This window comes from Armatimonas sp., assembly GCF_043757465.1.
Classification (GTDB): domain Bacteria; phylum Armatimonadota; class Armatimonadia; order Armatimonadales; family Armatimonadaceae; genus Armatimonas.
The window spans coordinates 13,040-27,100 of the sequence record NZ_JAYVPL010000106.1 but is presented as its reverse complement, the minus strand read 5'-3'; the positions used below and the strand labels follow the sequence as shown (position 1 = coordinate 27,100).

Sequence of the window (14,061 nt, the reverse complement as noted above, 5' to 3'; positions counted from 1 at the left end):
CCACTCTTTCCTATTTGTTCCAAGATTTTAATATTTCTTCGCATTATTTGACAAATACCAGTCAGGCAAAAATAAACCCGGCTCTTGAAAAAGGAGTCGGGTTTCCATCACGTCCGATGGACAGTTAAAAGGAGGACATGCGCTAGTCATTAGTACGCTTGAGCTTAGGCAATTGTTCCCTCCTTTGAAAAATTCCTTTGGCGAGGGCTACCCCTTGCGAGAGAGGAACATAACCTCGATCTCGTCCCAGTCTAAGGGGCGGCGGGCCCAGTGACCTGCCGTCCCTCCCCAGACATGCTCGACACTCAGACCGGCAGCCTCGTGCATCTTGACAAGCTCAGGAACAATATAGTGCCGCCCCCGCAGCTCCCCAGAATTATCGCCGGGCCAGGTTTCCACCATGTTCAGCGGATCAAGAGTCGTCTCAATCCCCGCCCGCCGAATCGTCCGGTACCCATTGAGGGTCGTCAAGAGAAACGGTGCCCCCGGCTTGAGGCTCGCGGCGATATGGCGTAGTACCCGCACATTGTCTTCGTCGGTCTGTAGGAGCGCAAACGCGCCCTCGCAGAGGCAGACCGCCGCATCAAAGGCGAGGGGACGGACAAAATCTCGGGCATCGGCCAGCACAAACTCGGCTTGCTCCGTCAGCCCCTCCGCCGCAGCTCCCTCCAGCGCGAACTGGATAAACTTCTCGGTGAAGTCCACCCCCGTCACCTGAAACCCACGCCGTGCCAGCTCCAGCGCGTGCCGCCCTGGGCCACAGCCCATGTCTAGCACTCGCCCTCCAGATGCCAACTCACAGACATCTAAAACAAAATCCACTTCGGCTAGCGTGTGCTGTGTGAAGCCTTCGGTTAAGTAGCGCTCCGGCCCGATGGCCTCGAAAAATTTCTTCCAGTCGTTCATACTCAGGGGCTATTATAGCGCGTTTGGAGATCAAGCTCTCGCTCTCAGCCCAGAAAACCTCCGGGATTATAGTACAATAACCCCATGCAACGAGTAGTAACTTTCGGTGAAGTCATGCTTCGCCTCTGCCCCCCTGGTTATCTGCGCCTGCTCCAGGCTACCTCCCTTGAGCTGACTTTCGGCGGCGCGGAAATCAATGTCGCCGTCTCCCTGGCCCAGCTTGGCCTCGACGCGCGTTTTGTGACGCGGCTGCCCAAGAACGATGTGGCGCAAGGTTTTATCAACCAAGTGCGCGGCCTGGGCGTAGACACGACCAAGATTCTGCGGGGTGGTGAGCGCATGGGGGTTTATTTTGTCGAGAAAGGCGCGTCGCAGCGGGCCTCGACCGTGCTCTACGACAGAGCCAATAGCGCCATTGCTGAGATTTCTCCTGAGGAGCTGAACTGGGACGAGATATTTGAGGGCGCGACGGCGTTTCACACCACGGGAATTACCCCCGCCCTCTCGGACAGCGCGGCGGCGGCAGCGATTGCAGGTGCGAAGGCAGCGCAGGCCAAAGGGATCTCGGTGAGCTGCGATCTCAACTACCGCAAGAAGCTCTGGAGTAGCGCGAAAGCCGGGCAAGTCATGGGCGCACTGATGCCCTACGTGGACTGGTGCATCGCCAACGAAGAGGACGCTGAGACGGTCTTTGGGATCAAGGCGGCTGACTCCAATCTCACGAGCGGTGCGCTCTCACACGACGGCTACATCGAAGTGGCGCAGAAGCTTGTCGAGCGCTTCCCAAACTTAAAAGGTGTCGCGATCACGCTCCGTGAGTCCTACAGTGCGAGCCGCAACGGCTGGTCTGGGATGCTCTACACCAAGGAAAACGCCCACTTCTCCCAGCACTATGATATTGACATCGTGGACCGCGTCGGCGGCGGCGACTCCTTCGCGGCGGGGCTGATCTACTCACTAGTGAACGGAAAATCCGCACAAGACACCATCGAGTTCGCCATCGCCGCAAGCTGCCTCAAACACTCAATTGTAGGCGATTTCAGCTACATCAAGCTGGCCGAGGTAGAGACTCTGCTCAAAGGCGACGGCTCGGGCCGTGTCCAGCGCTAAGTGCGTACAGGTATGGCAATCTATGCAAGGACACCTGTATAATTCCCTGTAAGGATTTAGATATAGATGATGAATTTCTCTCCTGTACTTGTTGCTCTCTCTCTACTTGCTAGCCTTCATTCCCCCGTGTGGGCCCAGAATGAAAACACGATTGTTCTTGATGAATTTCGGATGAAGCTGGTAAAGCCTTCTAGCTACACCCGCACTCCTAAGGACGAAGTGTATCCTGTCGTGCTCTCGTTGCAGTCGCCTACAATCGAGCGCTATAGTTCGATACGCCAGAAAAATAGTGCTGCACTGTCCTATAAACTCCTGGGGGGAATTATTCTTATCACCATGCCTAAGCCCAAAACGGGGCTTGAGGAAACGGTTGATAATGCCTTGCCTACAGATAGCGAAATCGAAGGAATGAGCAAGATTATCCCCGGAATTGCCATCCAAAAGAAAGTCAAAATCAAAGTAGCTGGCCGGGATGCACTCTCTGTTTTAGCCTCGCTCGATGTCAGTCAGTCCCTGGGAATTCAAGAAGAAGCCAGTCTGCGGCTGATTTATATGGTCTATAAAAACACGCGTATGATCTGGCTCTTTGCAGGAATGAACGCGGATTTTGAGACAACCGTCAAGGACTTTGAGAAAACAATCAATAGCATTCGCTTCCTAGACGATAAACCCCTCAAAGACGATAAGCCCGTCAAACCCGCGATCAAGACCGCTCCAACCACTCCCAATACGCCTCCGGTCAAAGTCAGGAAGGGCTAGTTTCGCTTACCAAGCTCAGCCTGTGGGTACGTCGTGGCGACCCCAGAATCCAGAGATCCGCATCCAGCAAGAGCCGCATGACGTTGCCCCCATCCAGCGGCCGGTGTTTTTTCGTCGCCACAATGAGCAGTGCCGCGAGCACTGCCCGCAGGGGCCGCACCGTGTGATAACGCCGGTGCGGCTCCGCATAGCGCCTTAAAACCTCAGACGGGATCATCCGTGCTCTGTGCCTCATCAGCAAGTACCACATTGACATAGATAGCGCTCAGAGGAAGGATGATATCAAGACTGGTCAGCACTAGCTCTGTCTCTCGCTTGATGTACGCCTCATAAAGCCAGCGCCCCTCACTCTGGCGACTGTAACAATCCACCTGAACCCGATCCTGGTAAACATGAATAATTTCCTGAACGGAGGGAAGATTGCGATACTCTGTCAGCTTCCAGCCGCGATCTGCCTTCTCCGTGGAGCTAGATAACACCTCGATAATCACCTGCGGGTTGGTCAGACAGTCATTGTCTGTGTAGACTCGGTCGCCACAAGTCACTACCACATCAGGATAGGCATAGGAGCGAGACAGTTTCACACGCAAATCGTGGGTTGCTGTTCGGCAAGGCTTACCTCGAAGCTGCATGTAGAGCTGTCCAGAGATATTTTCGACAATATCAATGTGCTCCTCAGAAGCCCCCGCCATTCGGATAGTCACTCCATCATGCCACTCACTCCGAGAGTCAGCCTTGCGTTCATTTGCCAGATACTCCTCGGCGCTGGTTTTTGGTTCGAGCTTGAAGGCGTACATTGCGACTATTTCTCCGTGGGTTGGGCGACGTGCCGCATCGTGAAGTTGAGGACATCGCGCAGGTGCTCGTCCCAGTAGGGCCAGGTGTGGGCTCCGTCGAACTCGGCGAACTCGAAGGGAATCCCACGCTCCAGCAAGCGTCGCTCCATATCACGGTTCATCTGGATGAGAAAATCGTCCTTGCCGCAGTCGAAGTAGAGCGCGGGACCGTCCCAGGGGCCGCTCCGGCCAGCGAGTGCCTGAATCTTCGGCCAGATCGCCCCCGTGGCGTAGAGCGCATCGGTGTTGGTGGGGAACATCTTCTGGACAAAGTTCAGGATTGGCTTGCCCTCACCCCACTCCACAACTCCCGAAAGCGAGGCGGCGGCGCAGAACTTTGCCGGGTTATCGAGCGCCAGGTGCCACGCGCCGTACCCGCCCATCGAGAGCCCCGCTACCGCCCGCCCTTCGCGCTTTTTAATTGTCCGAAACGTGGATTCGACCTCCGGCATGAGTTCTTTCTCGAAATAGCTCTGCCACTTCCCAAAACCAGGCGAGTTCTGATAGAACGAGTCGCCCTGGGAGTCGGGCAAGACGACAATTAATGGCAGGTCGGCCAGATAGGCCGCTGTGCCCGCGTTCTTGAGCCAGTCCGTGTGCTTACCAAACGCGCCATGGAGCAAATAAAGCACCGGGTAGCGCTTTTGATTCCCGGTCTGCCAGTAGCCTTTAGGGAGAAAAACAGTACAGGGGACGAACTTGCCTAGCGCATCGGACTCGATATGCAGCGTGATCGCGCCCTTGCGCGCCGCATTTTTCTGCTCTGCGGTTACCACGGGCATGAACGGCGGCGGGGTCTGACCACGGGGGACGAACTCAGGAGCATAGGGCAGGCTGCGATTTTTCGCGGCAAAGCCCGCCGGTGGTGTCGGGCGACCGGCCTCGTTCCAGGCGCTTTCGAGCAAGCTTGCCAGCGCCGCACCTCCCATTTCTAGCCGCTTGATCGCAATGGGCTTAGCGGCGGGCGTAAAGGCACTCCAGTACGTCTCGCTAAATGTATCCCCGGAGGCCGCCGCCTGGGCTTTCTTATCGGCGGCAAGAATCACCGGCACTTCGTTGATACTGGCTTGAAGAATCGAAAATATCGCCGCAACCGGATCGCTCATAAGCCGTACCTTACCCGGCTTGAGCTCGCTGTAGGCAATGCTCTTCTCCAGCATCACGGACTCAAAGCGTGCGTGAATCCCCTTTTGGGAAGGCTCGGAGAGCTGGCCGTCATAGTTTTCCGTGGCATGGAACGGCACATGGGCATCGCCAACATAGTGCGAGAGATAGGCAACCTGCACTAGGGCATCGTCCCAGCGTCTTTCCTTGAGCGCACGCACAAGCAGGCCGTAGATGCGCCGCACCGTCCATGGATTCATCCCATCACTACGCAGCTTCATGTAGTCGCTGATCTTCTGCACGGCGGCGAAGTCCTGGGGAATCTTGCTCAGGTCCGAGCCAAAGCCGAAGCGCTCGCCATCGAGAAAGTGCCGTCCCGCCTCCGCACTATCGGGTCGGTTACGCCAGCGATCTGGATGCGACGAAGCGGCGGCAAACCAGTCCTTGTTCAGGATCATTAGTGTTTTGAGGGAGGAGGGAGGTAGCGAGTCCACGGCGAGTTTAGCAACATACGTGTGCCCCACCCCACCCCAGGCATGAGAAGCAGAGGCAAGCACAAAGGTAGCAAGAAGTGAGAATGCAAGTTTTTTCATGTCCGGAGCCCTTGTTGGGTAATTGTCAGTCGGAGTCGCTGGAGAAGAGTGTCCTCGCGACGGATTTCAAGAGTGTGCGTACCAAACTTATGGAACGTAAGATCCAGTGTCGGTAAAAGCTTAGCCGTGACCGCGTCTTCGTCAGCGGGGAGCGTGAAGTCCAGCCAGTTCGGAGAATCCAGTGCCTGGCCATTGGGGGAGAGCAGATGAAACTCCAGCCGACAAGACTTGCCTCGATCCGCGTCATCTAGCTCCAGGTTCAAGAAGAGCGGCATCTTCTCCAGAGTCACTGGCAGGCCAGGAAACCCGAAGCCCTCCGACAGGCCACAGAGGTCAATACCGTTCTCACCTTGACGCACCCCGTCCACAAAAACTGCACAGGAAATTGTCACTTAGTTCCTTGCTCCCTACTCACTTTTTTACGCCGTAGCGCTCGCGGTACTTGCGCAGCGCCTTCACAAGAATCGAGCCCGCCACCGCCAGATAGGCAAGGGCAATCAGTAGCATGATCCAGGCGAAGCTCTTCTCGGGAAGCTGGAAGGCAAGTGTTGTGATGGTCGTAAACGCAATCAACCCGATCCCTAAGCGGAGAGAGAACATCGTCAGGATCAGCTTATCTGCCACCTTGCTCGGTTTGCGCTGCAGGCGCTGACGGGGCATCACTGGCGTTGTACCTCTCGCTGAGCCAGTTTTTCCTGCCGCTCCGCACTCAGCTTCTTCCAAAGAATAATGGTGGTTCGGTGCAGAAAGAGTGAGCCCGCAGAGAGCACCACCACGGAGACCCAGCTCTTTTGCACCAGGCTATAGACCACCAAGATATTGGCGACAAGACATAAAAAGAACCGCCCCAGGAGGTGCATCAGATCCGCCGGATCAGTAATTGGCTCGGCACGTTTTGGCATAGGTCTTTATGGTACCGCATTAAGACAAGGAATTTCGGAGTCGCGGAGCGACATCCCAGCCGAAGGCTCACAGACGCCCACTTTCAGTGGGCGGCGAGGCTACGCTCTCTCCCATGCCTCTTTGGCGAGGCGAGTCATGAGCAAGCCCTGCTCCCAGCGGTCGGAGATTTCCTGGCCACCTGGGGTCGTAATGGCGTAGCGGGGTGGGCCAAGCTCACTGCTAAACGGGAGAATATCCCCCGGGCCCGCGTCCGCTTTCCAGTTCTGCATGGCAATGGCCCAAAGCTTGACGAAGAAGCGTGCCCAGGGAGTGCTCCCATCGCCACAGTCCACTTGCACCTGCTCACCGTTGCTGATGCGCCCGTGGATATGCGAAACGCGCTCTAAAATCGGCAGCATGCGCTCGTGTGCTTTTTCCGCCTCCCAGCCATAGAACTCACCGACGACCACAAAGTGCGACAGATCCGCCGTGATACGAATCTCGGGGACGCGCTCAATCAGCGCGAGTGTCTGGGGAATCGTCTCCGTGAAGTTGTTACGGTGCGTCTCGACAAAGTAGCAGAGTCCCGCGTCGTTAGCAACTTTTCGCCCCTCGGTCACAAGCTTTGCCACGACATCTACCGGCGTGTAGGCATCGGCGGGCTGGGCCATCACGTAGTCTGCCCCAACCCGCACGGCGCGCTCGATCAGTTTTTGCGTGTCCTCAAGCTTAAAAGGTCGGTGCCCCAGCGCGAGCCGCAGCCCAGAGCGCTTCAGTGCCGCCGTGACTTCTTTTTCATTGTCATCACTGAGCCAGCACTCCACGCCCTCCAGTCCGGCGTCTTTACAGCGCACAAACTTCTCATCGAGCGTCCACTCCGTCTGCGCATTCATGGGGAGCTTGATCATCCCCCAGAAAGTCTGCTGTACCCGCAAGCGCGGAGCATCGTTTGAGCCCTCATTGAGCCGGTCAAAAGCTGCCATTGTTATCATCCTCCGTGAGAAAGTTCGACAAGGCAGCTCTTACCCCCTGCCTAAATGTTAAGCAGAGGGCTCAGGCAGCACGTTCGAAGTAGCGGATATGAGGTGCTTTCTTGTCACGGATGGTCTCTTCGGTCACAACAATCTCTTCGATATCGCGCTGGGAAGGGACTTCGTACATGATGTCTAGTGTTGCTTCCTCAATAATAGTGCGGAGTGCGCGGGCCCCGGTTCCTCGGCTGACGGCCTGGCGAGCGATCTCGGTCAGGGCATCTGCCGTGAAGCTGAGATCCACCCCATCTAGCTCAAAGAAGCGGCGGTACTGCCGGGTAAGCGCGTTGCGTGGCTCGGTCAAAATGCGCACCAGTGCGGCCTCATCAAGCGGGGCTAGCGCGGCCAGCACGGGAAGACGTCCGATAAACTCAGGGATGAGACCGTAGCGCTGAAGATCTTCAGGAGTAACACGCGAGAAGGGATCCTCCTCAATGGATTCTGCCTGCGCCGCCACACTGGCACGGAAGCCCACACTTTTCCGGTTACAGCGCCGCTCGACGATCTCACTGAGCCCATCGAAGGCACCGCCACAGATAAAGAGAATATTGGTGGTATCAATCTGAACATATTCCTGCTGTGGGTGCTTGCGGCCTCCCTGCGGCGGGACATTGGCAAGGGTCCCTTCAAGAATCTTGAGAAGAGCCTGCTGCACCCCTTCGCCCGAGACATCCCGGGTTATCGAGGGCGAGTCAGACTTGCGGGCGATCTTATCAATCTCATCAATATAGATAATGCCCCGCTCCGCACGCTTGATAACATTGGGAAGTGTGTCGCCATTGTCTGCCGCCTGGATTAGCTTGAGCAGAATATTCTCGACATCCTCCCCCACATAGCCCGCCTCCGTCAGTGACGTCGCATCGGCGATAGCGAAAGGGACGTTGAGAATGCGTGCCAGAGTCTGTGCAAGAAGTGTCTTCCCGCTGCCCGTAGGCCCGAGCAACATGATATTGGATTTTTGAAGCTCCACCTCACTGGCAGGAGCGTTAATTCTTTTGTAGTGGTTGTAGACGGCCACAGCAAGAGTACGCTTGGCACGCTCCTGCCCGACGACATAGCTGGAGAGCTGCCGATGAATATCGCGCGGCTTAGGCAGGTGCCCTACCGGGAGAGACTCGTCCTGAGTGCTCTCCGTCCGGATGATGTCATTGCAGAGCCCAACACAGTCGAGGCAGACCCCCCCGTGAACTCCCAAAATCAGCTTCCGAACCTGCTCGCGACTCTTACCACACAACACACAACGGTTGTCGTGACGATCGTAACCACCAATACGCGCCATCCGCACCCCCTTCACGCCACAGGTAGGCGAGCCAGAGGGCAGTGCACCTCAAAACCCTTTACGCCTGTATTAGCGTTTTTCGCGAACCAGGACTTCGTCAATCAGCCCATACGCCACGGATTCCTCTGCGGAGAGGAAGTAATCGCGCTGGATATCATGCTTGAGTTTGTCTAGATCCTGACCTGTATGCTTCTGCAATATTCGCGCCAGTTGATCATTTGTTTTTAATATTTCTCGGGCCTGAACATCAATATCGCCTGCGGTTCCCCGGAAGCCCGCGCTCACCTGGTGGATCATAACACGAGCATTGGGCAGGGCGAAGCGCTTCCCCTTGGTTCCCCCTGCGAGAAGCACTGCTCCCATGGAGGCAGCCATTCCCATACAGATCGTCGCCACGTCACACCGCAGGAGTTGCATCGTATCGTAGATGGCAAGACCTGCCGTCACCGAGCCTCCTGGGGAATTAACATAGAACTCAATATCGGAATCGGGGTCTTGCTTCTCCAGAAAGAGGAGCGATCCTACAATGATACTTGCCTGCTGGTCATCCACCTCTTCACCGAGGATGATGATGCGGTCTTTAAGAAGTCGGGAAAATAGATCCTGCTCGCGGCTACCGCGTGCATCTTGTTCAATAACGCCAGGAATCGTCAGTGGCATAGGTCTTCATACTCAAGTGGCCCTGGATTACAGGGCCACTTCTCTTTTCTTATTATGACTCGGCGGGGGCTTCCGCTTCCGTCTTTTTTGTCCGTCGTTTTGGCTTTTCTTCAACAGCCGGCGCCGCCTCGGCTTCAGGGGCTGCCTCAACGGCAGGCTCCTCAGCCTTTTTCTTGGTCGCGGCCCGTTTCTTAGGCTTGGCCTCTTCGGTAGCTTCTAAAACTGCGGGCGCTTCCGCCTTGGCCGCTTCTTCCGCCTCAAGCTCGGCTGTCGTGAGGGTTCGCTCGGAGACCTTACTAATCTCTTTAAGATAGGTTAAGATCTTCTCGGTAAGTGCCTGATCCCGGAAGCGATCCAGGGTTCCCTGGGACTCCACGTAGGCACGCACCGCCGCGACACTTACTCCGGCCTGCTCAGCTTGCTCCGTTAGCTTGGCATCCACATCTGCCTCTTCGACGGTGATGCTTTCGGTACGGGCAACCTCGGAGAGCACCAGGGAGTTTTTGATGCGCTGGGTTGCTCCCACAGCCATCTCGCCCTGAAGCTGCTCAACGCTCTTGCCGATGGAAGCTAGGTACTGCTCTGGTGTGACTTTGTTCTGCTCCAGTGTCTGCGAGAGCTGCTGGAGCTCCGCATTGACTTCGGCACGCAAGAGCACCTCAGGGAAGTGGATCTGGCTGGTCTCGACAATCTTGCTGACTAGGTGGAACTCAATCTCGTTCTCGCTGGCCTGCTCGGCGTCTTTTTCCAGGCGCTCACGGATGTCAGCGCGAAGCTCTTCAACGGTCTCAACCTTGGGGCGAGCCCGCTTAGCGAGCTCGTCGGTTAGCTCGGGGAGAACCCGGGAGCGTACTTCCTTCACCGAAACCGTGAAGGCTCCCCGCTTCCCACGGAGCTCCTCATTCTCGAAAGCCTCAGGGTAGGTTGCTTCGATCGTTTTGGTGTCACCTTTACTAAGGCCTACCAGTCCAGCATCCAGATCGGGAATGTTCTTCCCCACCTCGATCATGGTCGCCTTGGGTTCGGCAAGCTCCGGCAGATCCTGTCCCTCAACAATGGCCGTAAGATCCACCATCAAGAAATCACCGATCTGGGAAGGCCGATCCTCGATCTCCGGATACTCGGCGTAGCGCCCACGCACACTATCCAGCTCTTTCTCGACGTCCAAGTCAGTGATGGTGATCTTGCGACGCTCCAGTTCCAATCCTTTGTAGAGCCCTAGAGTTATCTGGGGGCGCAACGGAATCAAAGCCTTGAACACAAACGCCTCGCCATCGTCCATAGAGATAAACTCCATGTCCGGCTCGGCGAACGGCTCCACACTCGTCTGGACGAGGGCATCGCGGTAGGCATCTGGAACCAGTGACTCCGCAGCGCGCTGTTTGACGCGTGCTTCATCAACATAGTTCTTGGCAATATGGGGAGGCACCTTTCCACGGCGGAAGCCGGGAAGCTGCAGGCTGGTAACAGCCTGCTGGAATGCTTTCTTTCGTGCGACTTCGACTCGCTCCGTTTGAACAGAGATTGTCAGCGCGATCTTGCAGGGGTCAAGCTGCTCAGTCGTCACCTGCATCGGTGGAATTTTCACTCCTAAAAATTATAGATTTTGGTTAGTCAACAAAAAGGGTACTGGAGACGTTGCCGCTCCAGTACCCTACCTCGGTCTTTTGGATTAGATCGAAGAGCGGGAGAAGGGATTCGAACCCTCGACTTTCACCTTGGCAAGGTGACACTCTACCACTGAGTTACTCCCGCGTACTATACCCGCTCGGCTATGGGCGAGAGGGGATTTGAACCCCTACGCCTTGCGGCACTGGTTCCTAAGACCAGCGTGTCTGCCATTTCACCACTCGCCCAACCAGGTAACAGGCCGACACAGGATATTCTAGCTTACAGATGCCTTCTTGTCAAGACTTGTCTCTACTTGCCCGCGAAACTGCGTAAGAACTTGATGGCGGTCGGATCCTCAGGATAGTACTGGAGGCATGCATTCGCCACGCGGCGCCCCTGCGCATAGAGCTCCTGAGCCCCATCAACATCGCCTGCTTTTCGCCGGGCATCCCCCAGATCACGGTAGATCAACACAAGCCACCGGAAGGCATTATTGACATCTTCATCTTCATCCCGGCTGAGGGTTTTACGATCTTTTTGAGAGCAGAGCAGGAGTGCCTTATTCCCATGAGCAAGTGCCTTCTCAAGTTTGACAAGGCGAACAAAATACAGCTCACAGAGAGTGGCCTGAATGGACAAGCTGTCCGGGTTGTTTCGCTCGCCTTCCTGGAGAAAAGCCAGTGCTTCGGGAAGCTTCTTGCTCACTCGGGCCATCTGCATCGCGCCATGAACATAGCCTTGAATAAAGTGCGGGTTCGTCCAGGTCATCAAGCGAAAAAGAGGGATCGTTTCTTTCGCATCCCGCTCCTCGTGATGAGACATATCCATGTAGGGCTGGGTCTGGCGCTCTAAATTGCCCAAGACTCCTCGCCAGTCAGCCTCCGCATTAGGGACAATAGTAGTCTCGTCATGGTGACTGTCGTGGGTAGCTTGCCCCTGTACTCTCCCTATTTTCTTGTCTTTCTTCTCTGAATCCAGCCGCCCTCGGGTCCCAACACCAAAATGCAGATAGCGATCCGACTCCAGCCAGAGAAAATCCGCGACTGAAGCGCGAAACTCGCCAAAGAGTGAAGCCACAGCCGACTCTTCCAGTGCCTCTTGCTGATGGAGGGTCAACCCCACAGGCGCTTTGAGCTGAGGCTGAACACTCTGCCCAATTTTCCCCGCCAGCACCAGCCCCGCGATGCAGAGCGTCCCAATAGCCAGCTCGCTTCTCATAGTCTATAGTGCCACTTTCTTGAAACGCATCGCCCCCACCATCAGACTGACCATACAGTGCAACAGCGCGTAGCCCAGCAGCGCCACCAGCACCCACAGAGGCACTGGCTTCCAGCCATGGCTAACTTTCCCAGAAAGGTCAAAAAGATTTAGCTCCGGCAGTAAAAAATAGAAACCCCGTAGAAGTGCCTGGCTAATCCCTTGGCTGGTTTTATCCAGCAGAAGAGTGGACTGTGAGAATGCCTGTGAGCCCACGGCCAACAGTAGCGTAATAGTCACTGTCGCCTGAGGAGTGAGAAACACCGAGATCGTGATCGTCACCGCGGAGAGCAGCATCAGCACAAACAGGCGTAAGACTAGGTACTGCCAGAAAATCACTCCGGGATGGAGCCCATACACCGTCAGTGCCCCCCACCCAATTAGTGCAAAGGTCAACAGCCCCATCCCGGAGAGCACAAAGACTCCCAGAAATTTTCCGATGAGTAGATCCGTGCGTGAGATGGGGCGAGCTAGGAGGGGGTAGATCGTCCGCCGTGAGATCTCCTCAGGCATCTGTCTGGCCGCAAAGACGATCGTCAAGATGACAGAGAGTAGGTTAATCACGGTCAGGGTAGCGCTCTTCAGGAAGATATCTAGCCCCTGCACGCCAAAGCGCCCCACGAGTGCGGCCATCCCGATCATCAAGAACGAGAGAATCATCGCTACGTAGAGATCCTTACGGCGCACTGCTTCCAAAACGGCCGCCTGTGCCAGTGCCCCCCAGACCACAAATTTTCGTCGCAACATACCCAGATTATTGGCAGTTTTGCGAGATTACTTCACCCAGTCCGCAACGAAAATATTTGTTTCATGGTCTTTACCGTGCCGGTTGCTCGCCCACAGAAGCTGCTTGCCATTGGGAGAGAACATCGGAAACGAGTCAAACTGCTGCCCATGGGTGACACGCTCTAGCCCCGTACCGTCCGTGTTTATGAGATAAAGCTCAAAAGTGCGCCGCTTGGGATCATCAACATTGGAAGCAAAGATCAGCTTTTTACCGTCAGGTGTAAAAAATGGCGCGAAGTTGGCGGCTCCATTTCGTGTCACCTGCTTCGGGTTGGCCCCGTCCGCATCCGCCACCCAGAGTTCCATAGAAGTTGGGCGTACCAAGTTCTGCTTGAGCAGGCGCTGGTAGTCCAGAATTGCTTTATCGTCGGCCAGAACACTGGAGCGCCAGACTATCTTTTTGCTATCAGGAGAGAAATAGGCACCGCCATCGTAGCCCACCCGATTCGTGAGACGCTTCAAGTCCGTGCCATCAGCCTTCATGGAGTAGAGCTCCAGGTCGCCGTCGCGGGTGGACGTGAAAATTATGCGCTTACCATCGGGCGAGACGGTCGCCTCCGCATTGTAGCCGCACTCCTTGCCAGACTCGATCTTGGCAGGAAAAAGCGGACGAAGATTCGTCCCATCAGTGTTGGCCTTGTAGATCGCGTAGTAAGGATAGATCGGCCAAACATAGCCCTGCGAGCGATCTGGTTCCGGCGGGACGGCGGCACTGTAGCCGTGGGTAGAGGCGAAGATCACCTCTTTATTGTTTTTGAGAAAATAGGCACACGTGCAGCGTCCTTTCCCCGTGGAGACGCGCTTGCGTTGCCCCCCGTCGGGACGCATCGTGTAAATCTGATCTGCATCGCCATTACCCTGCATGTGCTGAAAGATCACACGTTTCCCATCGAAGCTCCAGTAGGCCTCAGCATTCTGCCCTCCAAAGGTGAGCTGACGGACATTTGTGAGGTGCGCTTCACGGGAGTCATGGAGGTTGGAGAGTGGCCCCATGCCTGTAGTGGGCGGCTGTGCGAGCGCCAAAGCACAGAGCCCGAGGGTAAGAAAGGTAACGCCAATTCGCATAATTCTGGTTGTACCCGATTCGTGAAACCAAAATCCTAAAACTTCCCCTCTAAATTTTTATTTGGATTTACCGATAATAGGTGTTGTTTTTTACATTTTGGGGTAGAATATCCCCACAGGGAAATCTTATTTCGTCTACGGGAGAACCGTGAGTCGTGTGAGATTAAGGTTGAAACCTTAAG

The 14,061-nt window shown here is 55.7% G+C and carries 16 protein-coding genes and 2 tRNA genes; 2 read left to right on the top strand and 16 right to left on the bottom strand.

The genetic code is table 11. From position 1 onward, the window contains the following. Window positions 1-207: 207 nt before the first annotated feature. Window positions 208-906, bottom strand: a complete 699-nt coding sequence (locus ACH2ED_RS14000; protein WP_395092170.1) for an SAM-dependent methyltransferase — start codon at window positions 904-906, stop codon at window positions 208-210. Window positions 907-990: 84 nt separating this feature from the next. Here ACH2ED_RS14000 and ACH2ED_RS13995 point away from each other — a divergent pair, with 84 nt between their 5' ends. Further along, window positions 991-2,016, top strand: coding sequence for a PfkB family carbohydrate kinase (locus ACH2ED_RS13995; protein WP_395092168.1), 1,026 nt, complete (start codon window positions 991-993; stop codon window positions 2,014-2,016). A 171-nt stretch (window positions 2,017-2,187) separates the two neighbouring features. Then, a complete protein-coding gene (locus tag ACH2ED_RS13990) occupies window positions 2,188-2,775 on the top strand; it encodes a hypothetical protein (protein ID WP_395092166.1) in 588 nt (195 codons plus the stop codon). Here the strand turns inward: ACH2ED_RS13990 and ACH2ED_RS13985 are convergent. The 15 genes from ACH2ED_RS13985 to ACH2ED_RS13915 form a co-directional block, all read right to left on the bottom strand. Then, a complete protein-coding gene (locus tag ACH2ED_RS13985; protein ID WP_395092164.1) occupies window positions 2,762-2,992 on the bottom strand; it encodes a hypothetical protein in 231 nt (76 codons plus the stop codon). The two genes, ACH2ED_RS13990 and ACH2ED_RS13985, sit on opposite strands and share 14 nt — an antisense overlap. Further along, on the bottom strand, window positions 2,979-3,572 hold the full coding sequence (locus tag ACH2ED_RS13980) for a Uma2 family endonuclease (RefSeq protein WP_395092163.1): 594 nt from the start codon (window positions 3,570-3,572) through the stop codon (window positions 2,979-2,981). Before ACH2ED_RS13980 ends, ACH2ED_RS13985 begins: the two co-directional genes overlap by 14 nt. A 5-nt stretch (window positions 3,573-3,577) precedes the next feature. Beyond that, window positions 3,578-5,308: a S1/P1 nuclease gene (locus tag ACH2ED_RS13975; protein ID WP_395092161.1), complete on the bottom strand. Its 1,731-nt coding sequence runs from the start codon at window positions 5,306-5,308 to the stop codon at window positions 3,578-3,580. Further along, complete coding sequence (locus ACH2ED_RS13970) at window positions 5,305-5,700, bottom strand: DUF6941 family protein (protein ID WP_395092159.1); 396 nt, start codon at window positions 5,698-5,700, stop codon at window positions 5,305-5,307. The genes ACH2ED_RS13975 and ACH2ED_RS13970 overlap by 4 nt, the downstream gene beginning before the upstream one ends. A 19-nt stretch (window positions 5,701-5,719) precedes the next feature. Next, window positions 5,720-5,968 (bottom strand): hypothetical protein, encoded by a 249-nt coding sequence (locus tag ACH2ED_RS13965; RefSeq protein ID WP_395092157.1) that lies wholly within the window; start codon window positions 5,966-5,968, stop codon window positions 5,720-5,722. After that, entirely contained in the window at window positions 5,968-6,210 is a 243-nt protein-coding gene (locus tag ACH2ED_RS13960; RefSeq protein ID WP_395092155.1) for a hypothetical protein, read from the bottom strand. The genes ACH2ED_RS13965 and ACH2ED_RS13960 overlap by 1 nt, the downstream gene beginning before the upstream one ends. A gap of 99 nt (window positions 6,211-6,309) precedes the next feature. Then, a complete protein-coding gene (locus ACH2ED_RS13955) occupies window positions 6,310-7,173 on the bottom strand; it encodes a sugar phosphate isomerase/epimerase family protein (RefSeq protein ID WP_395092153.1) in 864 nt (287 codons plus the stop codon). Between the two features lie 70 nt (window positions 7,174-7,243). Next, entirely contained in the window at window positions 7,244-8,500 is a 1,257-nt protein-coding gene (gene clpX / locus ACH2ED_RS13950) for an ATP-dependent Clp protease ATP-binding subunit ClpX (RefSeq protein WP_395092151.1), read from the bottom strand. 69 nt (window positions 8,501-8,569) lie between these two features. Continuing rightward, complete coding sequence (locus ACH2ED_RS13945) at window positions 8,570-9,160, bottom strand: ATP-dependent Clp protease proteolytic subunit (RefSeq protein ID WP_309692161.1); 591 nt, start codon at window positions 9,158-9,160, stop codon at window positions 8,570-8,572. A 52-nt stretch (window positions 9,161-9,212) separates the two neighbouring features. Continuing rightward, window positions 9,213-10,748, bottom strand: coding sequence for a trigger factor (gene tig / locus ACH2ED_RS13940; protein ID WP_395092148.1), 1,536 nt, complete (start codon window positions 10,746-10,748; stop codon window positions 9,213-9,215). Window positions 10,749-10,843: 95 nt separating this feature from the next. Further along, window positions 10,844-10,915 (bottom strand) — tRNA-Gly (locus tag ACH2ED_RS13935). A 20-nt stretch (window positions 10,916-10,935) separates the two neighbouring features. Next, window positions 10,936-11,016, bottom strand: a tRNA-Leu gene (locus tag ACH2ED_RS13930). 64 nt (window positions 11,017-11,080) lie between these two features. Further along, on the bottom strand, window positions 11,081-11,989 hold the full coding sequence (locus ACH2ED_RS13925) for a hypothetical protein (protein ID WP_395092146.1): 909 nt from the start codon (window positions 11,987-11,989) through the stop codon (window positions 11,081-11,083). A 3-nt stretch (window positions 11,990-11,992) separates the two neighbouring features. Further along, window positions 11,993-12,775, bottom strand: coding sequence for an ABC transporter permease (locus ACH2ED_RS13920; protein WP_395092144.1), 783 nt, complete (start codon window positions 12,773-12,775; stop codon window positions 11,993-11,995). Between the two features lie 27 nt (window positions 12,776-12,802). After that, window positions 12,803-13,879, bottom strand: a complete 1,077-nt coding sequence (locus ACH2ED_RS13915; protein ID WP_395092142.1) for a TolB family protein — start codon at window positions 13,877-13,879, stop codon at window positions 12,803-12,805. Window positions 13,880-14,061 lie beyond the last annotated feature (182 nt).